At 41.1% G+C, this 16464-nt stretch carries 10 protein-coding genes and 1 tRNA gene; 5 read left to right on the top strand and 6 right to left on the bottom strand.

The features are described from left to right. Nucleotides 1-41: 41 nt before the first annotated feature. From recD to I3254_RS10895, 3 genes are all read right to left on the bottom strand, one after another. On the bottom strand, nucleotides 42-2252 hold the full coding sequence (recD, locus tag I3254_RS10905) for an exodeoxyribonuclease V subunit alpha (protein ID WP_238052876.1): 2211 nt from the start codon (nucleotides 2250-2252) through the stop codon (nucleotides 42-44). 74 nt (nucleotides 2253-2326) lie between these two features. Continuing rightward, nucleotides 2327-6865 carry a UvrD-helicase domain-containing protein gene (locus I3254_RS10900; RefSeq protein WP_238052875.1) on the bottom strand — a complete coding sequence of 1513 codons (4539 nt, stop codon included), beginning with the start codon at nucleotides 6863-6865 and terminating at the stop codon, nucleotides 2327-2329. A 76-nt stretch (nucleotides 6866-6941) separates the two neighbouring features. Next, complete coding sequence (locus I3254_RS10895) at nucleotides 6942-11447, bottom strand: exodeoxyribonuclease V subunit gamma (protein WP_238052874.1); 4506 nt, start codon at nucleotides 11445-11447, stop codon at nucleotides 6942-6944. 493 nt (nucleotides 11448-11940) lie between these two features. Between I3254_RS10895 and I3254_RS10890 the strand changes: the two genes are divergently transcribed. From I3254_RS10890 to I3254_RS10875, 4 genes are all read left to right on the top strand, one after another. Continuing rightward, nucleotides 11941-12468, top strand: coding sequence for a hypothetical protein (locus I3254_RS10890; RefSeq protein WP_238052873.1), 528 nt, complete (start codon nucleotides 11941-11943; stop codon nucleotides 12466-12468). 66 nt (nucleotides 12469-12534) lie between these two features. Beyond that, nucleotides 12535-13341: a hypothetical protein gene (locus tag I3254_RS10885; RefSeq protein WP_238052872.1), complete on the top strand. Its 807-nt coding sequence runs from the start codon at nucleotides 12535-12537 to the stop codon at nucleotides 13339-13341. Between the two features lie 73 nt (nucleotides 13342-13414). After that, nucleotides 13415-13490: transfer RNA gene (locus I3254_RS10880), tRNA-Arg, on the top strand. Nucleotides 13491-13702: 212 nt separating this feature from the next. After that, nucleotides 13703-14305 carry an integrase arm-type DNA-binding domain-containing protein gene (locus I3254_RS10875; RefSeq protein WP_238052871.1) on the top strand — a complete coding sequence of 201 codons (603 nt, stop codon included), beginning with the start codon at nucleotides 13703-13705 and terminating at the stop codon, nucleotides 14303-14305. On the opposite strand, the gene I3254_RS10870 is transcribed toward I3254_RS10875, so the two are convergent. From I3254_RS10870 to I3254_RS10860, 3 genes are all read right to left on the bottom strand, one after another. Next, complete coding sequence (locus tag I3254_RS10870) at nucleotides 14280-14762, bottom strand: hypothetical protein (RefSeq protein WP_238052870.1); 483 nt, start codon at nucleotides 14760-14762, stop codon at nucleotides 14280-14282. The genes I3254_RS10875 and I3254_RS10870 overlap by 26 nt on opposite strands. Then, on the bottom strand, nucleotides 14749-15318 hold the full coding sequence (locus I3254_RS10865) for a hypothetical protein (RefSeq protein WP_238052869.1): 570 nt from the start codon (nucleotides 15316-15318) through the stop codon (nucleotides 14749-14751). The genes I3254_RS10870 and I3254_RS10865 overlap by 14 nt, the downstream gene beginning before the upstream one ends. Nucleotides 15319-15561: 243 nt before the next feature. Then, nucleotides 15562-15759 (bottom strand): helix-turn-helix transcriptional regulator, encoded by a 198-nt coding sequence (locus I3254_RS10860; RefSeq protein WP_346015389.1) that lies wholly within the window; start codon nucleotides 15757-15759, stop codon nucleotides 15562-15564. 271 nt (nucleotides 15760-16030) lie between these two features. On the opposite strand from I3254_RS10860, the gene I3254_RS10855 reads away from it, so the two are divergent. Further along, the gene (locus I3254_RS10855; protein ID WP_238052867.1) at nucleotides 16031-16351 is read left to right on the top strand and encodes a hypothetical protein; all 321 of its coding nucleotides are present in this window, start codon (nucleotides 16031-16033) and stop codon (nucleotides 16349-16351) included. Nucleotides 16352-16464: the final 113 nt, after the last annotated feature.

Below are 16464 nucleotides of genomic sequence, written 5' to 3'. Positions count from 1 at the left end.
TTGCGCTGACTTATTGCGCCGACAACAACTTGAATGAATCGTTAAAACTGTAATGCCAAACCAGTATGCCGCTCAGTTGGTGTTTGAACTGCTTTTTCTAAGGCGTGCTTGGTACTATATATCGTTACCTGCTTCTTAGCACGAGTCACTGCCGTATAGATAAGCTCTTTGCTCAGCAATCTTGCATGACTATTATCAAAAGTAATAGCAACATGATTAAATTCAGATCCTTGTGACTTATGAATAGTCATTGCATATGCCGTGGCTATCACCTCTTCATTTAGCAAGTTGACCGCAATCCCTTGTGTCTTATTTTCAAAGAATACCTCTAATTGGCTTCTTTCATCTGATGTTTGTAAGCAGAAACCAATATCCCCATTAAATAATCCAAGCTCATAGTTATTTTGTAGCACCATAACAGGACGTCCATGGAACCACGTGTTTTGACCCAATGGTAACTTCAACTCAGCAAGATGCCATTGAGTGAGGTAGTTATTGATATAGTGGTCGCCCCATTCACCATTATGGCCAGCAGTTAAGATTCTAAATTGATTAAATACTTCCATTAACGAAGTGGTAGTATTTTTAACTGATTCTGGCACGGATTTTTCTATCGGATTTTTTAGTAAATTTTTAACTTTATTTACGTACGATTGGTAATTACTGGAGATTCTTGAAATAATTTTATTTTTGCTTAGGCTATTTTCTATCTTGTTATTTGATACGGACTCTGCTTGTAACGTATTAACATATTGAAAACTCAAAGCAGCGTCTTGCCTTAATAATTGCCAAATAGCTTGAAGATTTGTCTCTGCTTTATTGATTTGAGTGGCCAGTTTACCGATACCTGACTCGGCGCTAAATCGGCGGCTCTCTGTTAGCTCTGCGTGTATGGGTTGCAATAGTGGAATACGGCATAGATCAGCCAATACTGCTCCTGCATCGACGGCTGCTAACTGATTAGCATCGCCTAATAGTATTAGCCTAGCACCTGGCTTTACTGCGCTCACAAGATAATTGGCCAACTCAACTCCGAGCATAGATGCCTCATCAACGATGACAATATCTTCACCTAGAGGGTTGTTGGCATCGTAGCGCGGTCTACCCGTTCGACCGATACCTAGCAGACGATGGATGGTTTTTGCCTCTTGCAACTGCAACTCTACATTTGCGTCATCTAAAGCCGTCTGTAGAGACTCTTGCATACGCTGGGCAGCCTTACCCGTCGGCGCTGCTAATGCTAGACTAGCACTGTCTGTGCTAAACCTAATATGTTCAGACTCATCTCCCCTACTCTCTGTCGCCTGTTGTAACGCGATAACTAATTGAGCCACAGTGTAGGTTTTACCTGTCCCTGGGCCACCAGTAATGATACTAAATGCATTATTGTTCGCCACATTAATAGCGGCTATCTGTTGGTCATTTAAGTTCTCAGGCATGGTAATGTCTAAAGGCACTATCTGCTGATTCAAAATATGATTGATATGCTGTGCTAAGTTAAATTCTGCTTGCCATGTGCGGTGTAACCAAAATGTGATTTTCGAACTTTGGGGCTCTTTATTCTTAGTTATGTTATAAATAATTGGTTGATTATCTTTGCTTAGGCTATTTTGATTGTTGTTACAATTACTGTTCGCCTCAACATTAGCAAATAAAGCATGCTTATGGATTGAATGAACGAAAGTATTTAAGTCGCTATTTTTCAAGCGCTGGTATAACGTAGTTATCGCATCAAACCGTTTGATCAACGTCTCTTTTTCATGATTACTCAGTGCTAGCTGCGCCCACAAGTAATCTCGCTGACCAAACAAAGTATCTAGTAATATAAATAGCGATGTCTCCGTTGTAGTGTCATCGTCTAGTTGCGTGTCTAGTTGCGTTTTTATCTGAGTATCAATCAGCGCAAAAATTGGTGTTGCTAGTATCTCTAATAATTGCTGCTGCCATGCATATAACGTGACTATTTCCCCATTAATCTGACCTTGCATGGGAGCTTCATGATCGGCCGTATCGACAGTTAATACAGTATGCCCCTCTTCCAAATGAGCCGCTAAAATAACGAATAGAGCAGTAAATAAGTCATTGTTTTCCGACTTACCTATTCTTCTATTTTCATCGTTTATCTTTGCATCTGTTGCGTCATATACTACATGTGTTTGCTGACGGCGCAGCAAAATATAATCGCTGATGTTACTGGCCCAGCTCTCTTGTAAGCTAATGGCTGACTTACTTTTATTATTATCATTACTCATTGTATATTTATCTCTTATTAATCTGATTAACTGCTATAACAATTTTTATCTACCTAGTTGCTATATAAGGTTTATTAATCCGGCAGGCCAAACAATGCATCTAGACCTTTAATGAATGCAATGGGAATATCCCAAGTAACCAATCCATAGCAACTATTACTGCTCAAGCTATCGTGATTAGACTGAACCACATCTTGCGATGTAGGCATAGTAGCTGCCTGAGCATTCGGGTCATACACACCGCGTAAAAACACGTACTCTACAGCGCCTAAGTATTTATCTTCGTTACCCGTATAATCACTGATCCTCATAGCAAGGAACCGATGTAATGCTACTTGATAGATTGCTGCTTGTAGCCAATACCCTGCTTTGGACATTGCTTGCTTAAGCGTATTTTCATTATAATCGCTTAGGCTATTTCCTAGAAAGTTACTCTTATAATCGACCACATAATACTTGCCAGCATGCTCATACACCAAGTCAATCTCACCACGCAAATAACGATACAGATGTGCTTTGTTTTGTGGCACTAGAGTGACGTGTTTATCTGTCTCGTCAGGTAAATACTGTTGGAAAAGCTTACTAATATCCTGTGCTTTGAAATTCTCTGACAGCCCCATGTTGAACTCTAACTCGGCAAATCGCTTACCTTTATCAAGAGCAATCAAAGGTTGATTAGAAGATAATAGCGGCGCATGCAGCACTTCTTCAATCCAATTAATTAATGCCTCATGCTTGGTTGTATCTATTGACTCAAGATCAAACCCATCACTATCTCTTTGTTTTTTGCCTTGGGATCTGCGGCTCTGCTGTTCAGCACTGCTATATATCAGCGGCAACTGATAGCTACTAATCGCTCTATCAATAACCTGAGGCCACTGGGCTTTATTGTTAAAGTCTATTTGTTCAAATATCTCATGCAAAAATGTACCAGCATTGGCACCTTTTACAAAGGTAAAGCGGATATCATCTTCTACCTTGGGACTGAATTCACTGTTTTGTTCGCTAGATTCATCGTTATTAAGTAACGAAATATCAGAAAATGAAGACTCTGTCATATCAATGTCTATCGCATCATCAATACGCTCATCCACTATCGCCATTGCTTGTGTAGATTCATCTAGCTGACGTGCCAAAGCGGTAAAGCTAGTCTTAGCCCAACCATAAAAATAATTGGTTTTCATCACCTCAGCAAAGGGTGCGTACTCAATAGCCTCTGTTGTAGACTTATGAGCACTTGATTTGGTTGAGGCTAGCTGAGCACTGTCATTTACGCCTGCTGAGTTAGCATTGTTGTTTGCGTAATTACTGTCATAAAACTCATTAATTTTATGACCTCTAAGCATACCTACAATGCCTTTGAGCCTATCAGGTAGCTCGAACTTTGCTTCTGGCGATTCAAACCAATAAAACACTGGCTTTAGCTCAAATCCTGTCTTGTTACTCGGATCTCGCAGCACCACATACAGCTGCTCACTGGCCCGAGTAAATGCCACATAACCAAGCCGTCTTATCTCATCAAAACCTTCTTGTGTTTCGATATCAGTATAGTAACCCTCATCCGTGGTAGAGCCTTGCAATGGTGAGAAGCGGCGCTGATTACCCGATTGATTATCTGTCGACTGCTGCACTTCTATCGACTGCCGCACTAGCGCTGAAGGTGCTTGTTGCGCATTATATAGATACAGCCCATAGTCTTCCTTATTACCAGACTTCCTACTGGCATCACCCATTCCCAATACATAGACAATAGGGAACTCAAGCCCTTTTGACTTATGAATGGTCATCAGTTGCACGCCAGACTCTGTCGGTAGCGGATATTGCTTAGCCCAATCACTGTTGGGTGCTGTATCTATCTGCTGTCTGAACCACGCCAACAACTCATACTCACCCATTCCTAAGCCATACTGCGCCAAGATGTCCATTACATGACGCAAGTCCATGATATGACGGTCACCTTCTGGATGAGCAGCTAGGGCCTGCCAAACGCCTTGCGGCTGCACAGGGCTTTTATCTAATAAATAATGTAGCGCTGATAAGATGCCAAAGTGCTGCCAACGCTGTGCCCCTTCTTTTAGATAAGTAATAAAGTCTTGATAGCTTTTTTTAGTATTAGTAGCTTCATTCGCTGAGAAGACTTTCGAATTAGAATTTTGTGAATGGGCGCTTGGTGTACTGCTACCCTCGGTAATACCTGACTCATGATCCGTCATCATAACTTTGATGTTTTTGATACTCAATCCATATAGGTGGCTGGTCAACACCCGATTAATCATGTCATGACGATATGGGTACAGCATGGCACTCAGCAATGCTGCCACATCTTCTGCCATAATAGTCTCAAAGATACTGACATCACTGGTAGTCAAGGTCGGCACATTCAGTTTTACCAGCTCATCTTCGACCCTTTTCAGATCTTTTTTGGCACGTGCCAGCACCCCAATATCACTCGGCTGAATCGGCTTGCCTTTAAGTGTCTGACCACTATTAAGCAAAGTGGCTATATGGCGAGCTGTTATTTCATGTTCATCATAATCAAACTCTTTGTCCTTGTCATAAGGCAGGTGCAATAAGCTCACTGGCTGAGCAGAAAGCACCTCTGTCACCAGCACATCATCCAGACTATCTGACGCATTAAACCAAGACAGCTCATATTCCGGTTTTGCTGCTTTGATATATTGGTAATGAATCCCAGTACCCAACTGCGACAGCTTATTCTCAGCAGTTGCTGCATCCGCCATGCCAAACCAGCAGTTCAATGCGTTAATCACACCGGCATTTGAACGGCGATTGATATCAAGTGTCCAAAAGGCACTTTTGTCAAACTGGGCTTTCATATAGTTATAGTTGGCCACATCACCGCCACGAAACCCATAAATAGCCTGTTTGGGATCACCAACCAATAGCAGAAACTCATTATTGGCTTTTTTAGTGGTTGACTGCTTGTCATTGTCCGACTGTTTACGCTTATTCTTTGGCAAATAAATGCTTTCAATCATAATGGCTTGCTCGCCATTGATATCTTGCGACTCATCAATCAATGCCACAGGATAATGATGACGAATATAACGCGCCAGCTTATCTCCTTGGCGGCCAGTCAATGCTTGGTTTAAGCGTACCATCTGCAAACTAAAGGTCGTCTCGCCGCGCTCTTCTAAAATTACTGGCAGCCTATTGCGAACAGCTAGCACAATATGACGGTTAAGATTGGCTAATACCAACAAAATATGCTGATTTAAACTATCAAGCATGTCTAAAATAGCCATTAACTTACTAATGGTCTCTAATTCAAAAAGCGTCTGATGCTCTTTTTCTTTATTCTTATTAAAGTTCTTAATTTTACCATCTTCATCGGGATATCTAGAATCCTGCAATGATGTCAAAATCTTGTTTTCGCTCTCATTTAAATAGCTATTAAAGGTCAGCTGATACTCTGATATCTTTTGATGCACCTCGATAATGGCATCAAACTGTTTGGTTAGATTAGAACCACCACGAAACCCTTGAGACTTTCTATAATCAGGATTTAAATAAGGCTGGATATCTGCTAAATCTAACTGAGAAAACTCATTGATTAGCTTTTCATATGCATCAAAGTCAAAGCCTTTCTCAATCCTTATCTCATCAATCGGCGCAGAGATAAAATTAAGCGAGCGAGTCACATACTTTTTATGATCACCCACTGCAGACAGCTTACCTTGCTGATCCATCAGCGCGTAAAGTTTAGGCTGCTCATAATATAAGCGGCTCTGAAACTGACGCAGCTCATCATGAACAATACTATCGGTAACTTGTTCAATACTGCTGTCTTCAATAATCCCCATACCCTGCTGGTGACCAGTTTCGCTACTGTACTCCGTCAACCATTTTTGCGCCAAGCTATCGAGCGTACCTACAAATAGCTTATCCAAGGTGGTTAGTACCAATGCAGTACGCCTGATAGCTTCCGCCATTGGATAACTGTACACGTGATCTAGCAAATAGCCGACAAGATGCAGGTTAATAGGATCTTGCATGATGCCATCTAAGCGCACATATTTGGCCTGATTAACCAGCCAATCTTCGCGGTCTTTTTTTGCTTGTTTACGTTTCTCTGCCGCCGCTTGCTTATCAGTAGCAAGGTCTTGATTTAAATCGTCAATATCTGTTTCAGCGTCTGCATTAGTACTTGAACCATTGCCTGCCTGTGTGTCTTTATTATTTTCAGGCAAGACTTGCAATATATTGGGATAGAGACTCTCTTTATTGCTAGTATCAGCACTTAGGCTATTAACCCATTGTAATAGCTGATAAAAATCTACCAAACGATCATGAATACGTTGACGCATTTCAGCAGCGGCGGCTCGTGTAAAAGTCGTGGCAATGATTTGCTCTGGTGCACGTCGCGCTTCGATCAGTAGGCGCAGCACGATACCGGTCAACGTCCAAGTTTTGCCCGTGCCCGCTGAGGCTTCAATCAGGTGTTTACCCGTTAGATCAACCTCAACTGCCGGTATGACATCATTTTTACGCTCAGGCACAGCAGATAAAGTCAGTTCATCTGAATATTCATCAAATAAATTCGGTTGTGTAGACAAGTCAATGGTATTGGTTGGATCGCTAAGGTCTGTCATATGGGCGCATACTTTTAATTATTATTTATCAAAACAAAATAGCAAAAACTAATTAGAGGCTGTTCTAAATAACTGGCTAACTATCTAAGTTAGTTAACGCATTAAACATCGGCTCATACAGTGGTTGGGCTAATGTAGTCAACGCTGCCGATAGCGCTTTGAATGCATTTTGGTCTCGTAGTACGTACTGCCAAATAGCATGCTGCGAGCAAGTATCGTATACCGTGTCTGAGTTGTAGTTAGGTCTTAACCAGTCTGAGAAGTCGGCTCGTTTTGGCCAGTAGCGGTTGCTGTCACCTTCTTCATGCTCTAGATACTTATCAAGGTAGTTAAGTGCATATTCTGGTAATAACGTAATAGGCACTTGACCCGTTAACTTACCAAAAACAGCCCATTTTATCAGCTCAATGACTGCATCTTCATACACGATCGGGCTTAATTTAAATGCGATCACTTTGTCATACTTTTTGACTTGTGAGCTAGGCTTATTAAAACGCCAAATACTCACGCCATCATTTAATGCTACTTGCTCGGCAGTGGTACGTCTGGCCACTTGCCAATACAAATGTGACAACCAAAACTTGAGCAAATGCCTAGGACTGGCAGAATTGGGTAATATGTTTAACCACTGCTTGGGTGATTGCTGAGCATAAGGCACGCCCGCCTGAATAATTGATATGGGTGCTAATATTGGTACTGAGCCTTTGATCTTAATGATTTTTGGCAACAGTTTAAGCAGTGTCTCTGCACCCTCTATATCTGTCTGGTCTTTTGAATCATTATCAGTGTTATTCAGTATATTTTTTAGCTCTATCTGAACAGGATATTCGGCGGTTGGGGTCAGTAGCTGTAATACACTACTGATATCTGCCGTACTCTCGTTGAGAATACTGCTTTCGTCAAAGCCATTAGCCATTAACTGCTCTTTGAACTCTAAACATTGCTGTTGCAGTTTCTTCTGTTGATTGGGTAGCGTGGTTTGGCGAGCGACACCAGCGGGCATAATTTTTTGATACATCAGAATTGGAGTGGTGGTTTTATCCGCTGCATCACTATCATTCTTCTTATTCTCATCAGTAACCAATTGTTTAATCAAATGATCTTTGATTTGATAGGTAGTTAAACTGTCTAAAAATAAGGGCTCTTGCTGCGACAATGCTTCTTCACCTTGTACCACATGCACCTTTTGAGACCGTAAGAATGCTTTGGCAGGATGACGCACTTGGTAAGCCAATGCCCCTTCAATATCTATCTCTCCTATGTTAAATATGCTATCGGACAACACTTGGATGAGCACCTCTGTCATGCCACTGACATCGCTAGGAGCATCAACAACTGTGTCGAACCCCAACAATTCAGCCAATGCAGACAAGGTTTGATTGTCTACTTGACCTAGCTGACCCAAGCCTTGGCCAAGCACCTGAGCGACTGACTCATACTGCGCCTTCGTGGGTAAGCCCACCAACTCTTTATGCTCACTAGATACTCGACCTTTCAATGTGTCAAACACCGCTTGCCAAAGCGGCGCAGGCGGAAATTGCTTTTTCTGAGCCAGTTTGGTTTTGCGCATGGCTATATTTAATAAAGTATCCAGCTCATCAATCATATCGACAGGACTGGTATCCTGAGTACTGATATTAATATTGGCATTAACGTTGGCATTAGCATTGTCATCAATATCAGGAGATGCTTGCTCAAAAACATCAATGCCTTCGATTTCTGTCTCAAACAGACTCTCATGGAAAGGGAGTGCAGGATGCTCAGTCACTAGCCACTGCTTAATCAATTTAGGTAAGTAACGCTTGAGGCTTTCGGTGGTGGGATCAATATTCTCGGGTAATGTCTCAAGCGAGTTCACCTGCCATTGCACCTCGCCTTGCAAAAACTGCAATAGCTCGCTCACTGGATTGGCAGGCAGATGCTCATGGGTATCAGTCAAACTTTGACCATTGTAGAACATCCAGCATGCACTACGCGCGCACAATAGCGCATCTAAAAATGCGCCATTGTCATCATCTTCACTAACTCTGTCACCGCGGCGTGCATTGGTCGCTTTCATCAAATCATAGCGGTTATCATGGTCACGCCCTGGGAACTCAGAGAGATCCATATTGAGCATCACCACTAGCTCAAATGGCACGTTTCTTAGTGCACCGAATCGACCAAAGGTAATCACCCCAGTCGGCTCCGCACTGACCTGCTGACTTTCAAGCTCGTTTTCGATACTGTCTAGCATAAAACTCAGCTTGAGCGGCAATTGCTCCACACCTGCTAGCTTCTGCTCCACTTCTCTGTTGTCGACATCACCACTAGCGTACTGCCTATAGTGACGATTGGCTCGTAGACTTGATTTAAAGCCATTCATCGCGTTATAAATGGCGCGCATGGTACGTGTTTGATCCACATCGCCAAAGTAGCGATGGATAACTTGTGTCTCAATCTGATCGATCCAATCTTCCGCTTTCATTTTTTGTGTATGATCATCACGTCGTGCAACCAAGCCAGTATAAATACGGCAAAGCGCTTCAACAATCAGCGCATCATTTAGGCTCACTTGTGGTAACGGCAAGGTCATTTCTGGTAACGCAGTGCTTGGCCATTCATCGCCATTTAGATCATATAAGCAGTCGCTCAACTCAGCCTCTGGCATGACCAGACCTAAAGTTAATCTGTCTAATGCCTGTGCAAAGCTAAAGCGATAGTCGTAATCATTGCTGTCTAAAGTTTGCTTAAGATGCAGCTCGTCAAAACCGCGAATAAAGCCCGCCTCTACCAATAAATCACAGCCACGGCTCATTTGCTCATGAGTCAGTCCAAAGCTTTCAAACAATGGCGGTAACATGAGCCAGTCTAAGACTTCAGCTGCTTCAAAACGAGCGCTATGACTACCCAATAGTTTGTAAAAACCGATAATGGCTTCCCATAACTGGCGAATATCGGCATCAACAACACCAGTCACTTTAGCAGGCAAAGTCAAACCGTCTTGACCTTTACCATTGACGAAAATAGAACCAATCAGTGCATGATGACGTTCAACATCGGGTAGCAGCACAACAATGTCAGAGATATGGCGTTTCTTTTCACCAAGTTTGATAGGTTCATTTAGCCAACGACCAATCATAATACGCAATACTTCAAGCTGACGCTGCAAACTATGACACGAATGGATGCTTAAGCTATTATCTTGGGAAGAGATTGCCCAAAAACGGTCTTTCTCAAAACGCTTATTCTCTAACGCTTCATCTTCATACCAAGCCGTTGCTGGCGTTTCTTCATCAAAGCTTGACTCTATATGCTTACTTACCGCTTGTGAGACTGTAGCGGCTGTCGCCTGCTGGGTAGATTGCTCATCAAGCATCAATACATCATTTTGCAAACGTTTTAACAAACTTGGACTATTCTGAGCACGAACATCATCAATATGCTCAGCAGCAACCTCATGATTAGAACCAATGCTCAGTGTATCGTCGAAATTATCTTGCCATTCAACCAGTGCATCGTCGTACTGCTCATTACCCGACAAGTTGGCAAGCATGGCAAAAGCATCGCGCGATTGCTTGCCCAGACGTGACAACAAACTGTGACCGTAATCACGCAAAAACACGCTTTCAGGATTGATAATCTGCTGACGCTGTAACCATGATTTATCGACGATATCCGCCCAAAACAGCTTTGATGGATTGTAATGCAATAGCGTGATATTCATGTATTGCGACAAGTGCTGTAGAAAGTCGAGCTCGGTCTGTGGCAGTTGCTGGATGGTAAATATACGCAATACTTTGGGTAACTGGTCACGCTCATTCGCCTTGTTATTTTTTAAGGCTGACCAGAACGCACGCTCCAGTGCCACACGGTGTAGATGAACATCAGCAAACAAATGCGACCACAAGAATCGTTGGGCGATTTCTAACTCTACATAATGGTCGACCAACCACTCAGGCGTGCCGCGCGCATACTTATCAAAGCGCAGGGATAAGGCGTCTTTATCTGCTATCAACTCACTTACGTTCAACGGCTTATTTTGCGACCATAATGCCAACCAATCCTCACGATGAGTCAAATAGCGGTTAAACACCCTAGCCAAATCGCTTGCCAGCTGCCAAATACGGGCATCTTGTTGCGCCTTATCCTGTTGTAAGCTGTCTTGTTGAGCAATGGCCTGTGGGTCATCAATCAAAGACGCTAACAATGGATGAACTGGATGCTTTTCATCTGCAACAATCGACTCCTGATAATAAGTCAAATACCCAAACAAGCGCCACTGCATTACTGTCGGTGACAACACCGCCACTTCGGGTACATTTAGAGTTGTCGCTTCAGGGTTTCGCGACAGTAAGTACGCATTATGGCGGGTCAATACATCTTGCATCAGCGTCCATTGATACTGACCCCAAAATTTAGTACGCACCAAGGTACTAATACCAGCACGGCTAGCAATAGTTTTGTCCAACCAATCACCCAATACCATTGATGGCACAATGACAATAAAGGGTTCAAAAACAGGCTGATCCTTGGACTGGTATTGTACAAGCAATTGATCAACGAGGTTTTCGGTACGGTGCGACTGAATAATAGTGAACATAGACAATAATCTGATTGAAATAAGGGTTAGATATTAGGATTAATAAAAAAGGCTTCACTTATAAATGATGCAGCTGATAAAAATAGTGATAATAGTACTACGCATAATAAAGATAAGATGAGATGTCTGTATCCAATGTCAAAAACGCCATAAAACGTCTAGACAAAACAAAAATCGATACTCATCAATCCATGTTTGATGGTCGTTACTATGATGCATTTCTGCTAGCATGAGGGCCAGAAACAAAAACAATCATAGTAGCAAATTCTACATATTCATTGATAACGTTGACTTGCCAAATTTGCTATCAGTGTGCCATTGATGGTTATCGTTTACTAGTGTAAATGCCGATATTATAATAAGCTTGCGACATTTAGTGTCGTTTTATACTATCATTCATATTTACAATGAAATAATCTCATTGCGGTTTTTAAATTGTCCTTTACAACCTGTATCTAAATAACACTTTCTATTGACGGGATTACTTAATATTATGCCATTGCGTCCCATTGATGCTATTTTTGTCCATCCAAAACAACGCTTATACGTCGTGTATTATCGCGGTGAGTTGTGGCAACTGCCACGTATGAAAATCGATGAGAGATCATGGAAAAACAGACGACCCTATACCGATGATAGTAGCTCACTTTATTTGAGCATCCATCAAGCTATCAGCGACCCTATCCTTGCGCAGAAATTGAGAACGCTAGATCTACCTGTAGCGGTACGTAGTAGCACGTTGCCACGTTTTGAAGCATGGTGGGAGGCACATGGGTTTAGATGGTTAAAAGACAGACTATTAACCGGTGAATCGCCGTTAGTAGCGCATCAAACTACTACACCTGCTGCCAAGGTATTAAACGACCAATCTGATCCTCTAACAGATTGCCAAACCAATGGCCATACTGATGAAAGTGGTGAGGTTAATGAAGAACAAGTATCTACCCCTTCTGCAGACACGGATATCTTTGCAGACATGTTGGCTGAATTAACCGATGAAGTACTAGAACAAAAGCTTTGAAAACTAGATACCACCCTGTATATAAACTTTGCTATGAATCAACTAATAATAAAAGAGCAGTAATATATGAAAGACTACAAACTACTGCTGGCTGGGCTAATCTTGCTACTGCTCACAATCTTTATCGCGGTCTTCATTTGGTTGTGGACCAGTAATCAAAAAAACACAGACCCATTGCCAATCATGGCAAGTGAAAGTGAAGCAGACCCTATTACGAAAGGGGATGAATCAAGAGAGATTGCTGACAGTGTTTTATACATTCGAGCAGAGGAGAAGTTACAGATACCTTTGGACGATATCATTGTGAGCTTTGAATCTCGTTATCCGCACGTACAAGTGTTAGCGAGCTATGTCCCCTCTCACGACCTTCTTACAGTACCAAGTAGTGGTTCTACCAAAGACAAACTCTCTGACTTTGTCTTTGATACAGATATGATTATTACCAATGACGATAGCCTATCCACAGAACGGGTATCGCTCCTACAGTCAGAGTTACAACAGGCACAAGATAGAAATGATCAAAGACAAAAAAGTACTGAGGCCAGTGATATAAGTAATGCATCTGATAAAAATAGTGATAATAGTACGCATGATAAATATAAAAAGATACACACTCTAAACCCCTTTAACTATGCGCTAAAAGATGAACAGGCGCTTGAAGGTGTCATCCTGACAGACGATACAACTGCTATTAACTTCCGTAATTTTTTACTATCGAGCACAGGTCAAGATATACTAAAAAAATATGATTATGAGAATATCAGTGGTTATAAGAACAGTGTGAATGACTTATTTAAACCAACCTCACAGGCAAAAAATGCATCAGGTGATCATGCTGTAGATGTCACTGACGCGCTTAGCAATGGTGAGTAAGGATAAATTGTCTTTATTTATCTTTTGTTGATTGCTTTTATGACTGCTTTTTTCTACAATGTCACTCCATAATGCGCCTATAGCTCAACAGGATAGAGCAGTTGCCTCCTAAGCGATCGATCCGAGTTCGAGTCTTGGTGGGCGCACCAATCATTGTATTTAGACATAACCTCGCATTACCTCAAACCCTTTAAACACCTATCATACATAGTTTTTAGTCTTTATTAAACACTTGTCATTACCTACTAGCACCTCTACAATGTTGTTAAATGCGTTGTTAAATAATATACAACGTCATTTTTTGTTGTTAATTATGTAGTGAGGTTGTTGTTAAACCTCTCGACAACTTGAGGTATAAGCCATGACAAGAAAAAAAGACTACCGATTAACTGACGCTGGCGTGAAAGCAATCGCCAAACAGTCCACACACACCAAAGTCACGCGCCATGGTGATGGCAACAATTTATACCTGATACAACATCCAAATGGCTCACTATTTTGGCAAATGACCTACCGCTATCAATCCGATAAAGATCTTAAACCTAAGCAAAAAACTTACCAGATTGGCATTTATAAGCCTGCCAAACAAACTATTGATTCTGCCTTTAAACCAGAAGTCTCGCTAAAAGAGGCTCGGCTGGCACGTGATAAAGCTCAGGCGCTACTCAGTGATGGCGTTGATCCAACTGAACATAAAAACTATGAAAAGAATAACTTTGAGCAAAAAGACTTATTTAGAGTTATCGCTAAGAGCTATATTAACGAAAGATCTAGTACCACACCTAAGAACGTTCAAAAACTACATAACTATCTAGATAAGCATATTGCACCGCATATAGGCGACTACCCTATTGCCTCTATTACTGCACAGGACGTTATCAAAACAGGTCTAGAAATTCAAAACTACTTCGAAAAACAAGGCAAATGGACAGCCGATACTACAAGTAAGTGTCGTGAATACTGATTAACTGGTCGAGAATCTCACACTGCGGATCAGTAGGTCTTAGGGCCATACGAACACGCACACCAAGCTTATCTATTTTGGCAAAGTGCTTATCATGGCGTACTGTAATCATAACCATCACCTTTAAGTAGCCACTCATAAACCGCCAAGCATTACTCTTAACGTCTATGGCACCATACGCCTGATAAAAGACAATTAGCAGATAGCTGACCGCCCATTCTCCAGTTTTACCTTCCCGAGTGATTTGATTCATCACATCTACACAGTCTATCCCAGTAAAGTCTGCAGAATTAGATTCTGGTGTTGATTGTAATGAATCAATACCATCATCTGGTACCAGACTGATTACATCAATCACGAACTGACGCATTTGTATGTGATGTGGCGAATCTATTGGGATAAGCTTATCCAACACTCGCCTGTCGATCACATCATTAAATAATTTAGTGTGACCCATCAGATGTATCCATCCAATTCAGGTTTTTGGGCAGCCCCAGCATCGCCTCATCATTGGCTAATTTACACTGCTGATACTCATAAGCACTTTGGCTGATACCAGCAAACCTACAATAATTTTCTACCGTCAGGCGCTCAATATTCATGAGCTCGCAAATAATACTTTTTGGTGCACTGAAGCTTAAAGCCTTTAGGAACTCAGGATGATTAATTCCCCTTGAAAAAGCCAGTTCGACAACCTCACTCCAAGCTAAGCGCTTAATATTTCTCAGGCTTTCAGCGGCAACTAAGCAAGGCTGACGCGAACTGGTCTCTTCTATTAGAATTTCATCAAACCTTCTAAACTCATTAAAGAAATAATAAATTGAATCTTTACCAATGACCAAGCGTAATGGTGGGCGATAATAATCATCCAAGCTAGCCATATTTATACTAGCTATTCTTGGTCTAAATTGATGCCATATCAACAATGCCTTTTGCGCATCTTGATGAACAACCAGATTATATTTACTAAAAGTTATAAACTTCTGAGTAGGCTTTAGATGAATACTATTCATTTTAATATCATCAATAGTGAATTATACTAATCATGATATGTTATAACTTACTGATTGTAAAGCCTTTAATATTGCTGTTATATTTTTATCTTTGGATAACTCAAATACTGATTCATAACCATTTTTTAGATAAAAAAATACTCTTCAGCCTTTGATAAATAAAGGCTAAAGAGTATTTTAAAATTTCAATTTTAGTTGGGTGAGGAGGTTAACGTCTTATATCAGTCGACCTTCCTATCAAGCTTAGTTTTCTTCATTCTCATCGGGAACATACTTCAAAATATCCCCTGGGGTGACTTTTAATACTTGGCACAACTTACTCAGGGTATCGAATTCTATGCGAGTTGTCTCATCGTTATAAATTCTATGAAGCGTTGACTTGCTGATGTCTGTCATTCTTACTAAATCTGCAACTCGCAATCTTCTTTCCGCTAAAAGCACTGGTAGATTACATGAAATCACAATAAAATCCTTATTGGTAAGTAAAAAATACTTGCCAGTGACTACTTTTCTGTTAAAATAATACTCGTTGGCAATAACTAAGTTTTCGTCAAAAACTATTTTGTGCTGACTAACGCTCTATTATGTCATAGACTCATCTTGCTGCTCAATAACTGGCTAACTATGATGGGTGCGACTTGTTCAATAGATATAGTCACTATAAAAATGTGACACTAATCATAGTCATTCTGCCATTAAAAAGGAATATATTGTGGGCATCAAGATTGAATGGAGCATGACACAAAATGCTTGGGACAAACGGATCTGTGAGGATTATTGGGCTTATAATCATAAAATCAGCTATGTAGATTATGTGCGTATGCTCTGTCAAAAATACAATATTAGCTCGCAAACATTATTTGAAACTGTAAGCCAATGCTATGCTTGCTTAGATGATGTTTGCTGTGAATATTGTGGTAGTGCCTGTCCAATTGAAGTACCTGCTGATATCGCCTATATGCGGGCAAAAGAGAGTTGGTTTTGTGCAGTATGTGAGCATGCTATGTGGAGAAGTAACTTCATTAGTAAATAAATAATCAAATCTACTTTTGGCTGAAAAACTGATATTGGGAGTTTCCTAAAAACTGTGTAACTGCTTATAATCCATTAACAGGAGAATAAGCAATGACTACTCAATCTGACATT

It is taken from the genome of Psychrobacter sp. Ps2 (assembly GCF_022129405.1).
GTDB lineage: Bacteria > Pseudomonadota > Gammaproteobacteria > Pseudomonadales > Moraxellaceae > Psychrobacter.
Note: the sequence above shows the minus strand (reverse complement) of the source record. Positions and strands in the feature narration are given on the sequence as shown.

Bases quoted from the DNA above. Each gene is read 5' to 3' on its own strand.
- recD (WP_238052876.1), bottom strand. From the start codon at position 2,252: ATGAGTAATGATAATAATAAAAGTAAGTCAGCCATTAGCTTACAAGAG.
- I3254_RS10900 (WP_238052875.1), bottom strand. From the start codon at position 6,865: ATGACAGACCTTAGCGATCCAACCAATACCATTGACTTGTCTACACAA.
- I3254_RS10895 (WP_238052874.1), bottom strand. From the start codon at position 11,447: ATGTTCACTATTATTCAGTCGCACCGTACCGAAAACCTCGTTGATCAA.
- I3254_RS10890 (WP_238052873.1), top strand. From the start codon at position 11,941: ATGCCATTGCGTCCCATTGATGCTATTTTTGTCCATCCAAAACAACGC.
- I3254_RS10885 (WP_238052872.1), top strand. From the start codon at position 12,535: ATGAAAGACTACAAACTACTGCTGGCTGGGCTAATCTTGCTACTGCTC.
- I3254_RS10875 (WP_238052871.1), top strand. From the start codon at position 13,703: ATGACAAGAAAAAAAGACTACCGATTAACTGACGCTGGCGTGAAAGCA.
- I3254_RS10870 (WP_238052870.1), bottom strand. From the start codon at position 14,762: ATGGGTCACACTAAATTATTTAATGATGTGATCGACAGGCGAGTGTTG.
- I3254_RS10865 (WP_238052869.1), bottom strand. From the start codon at position 15,318: ATGAATAGTATTCATCTAAAGCCTACTCAGAAGTTTATAACTTTTAGT.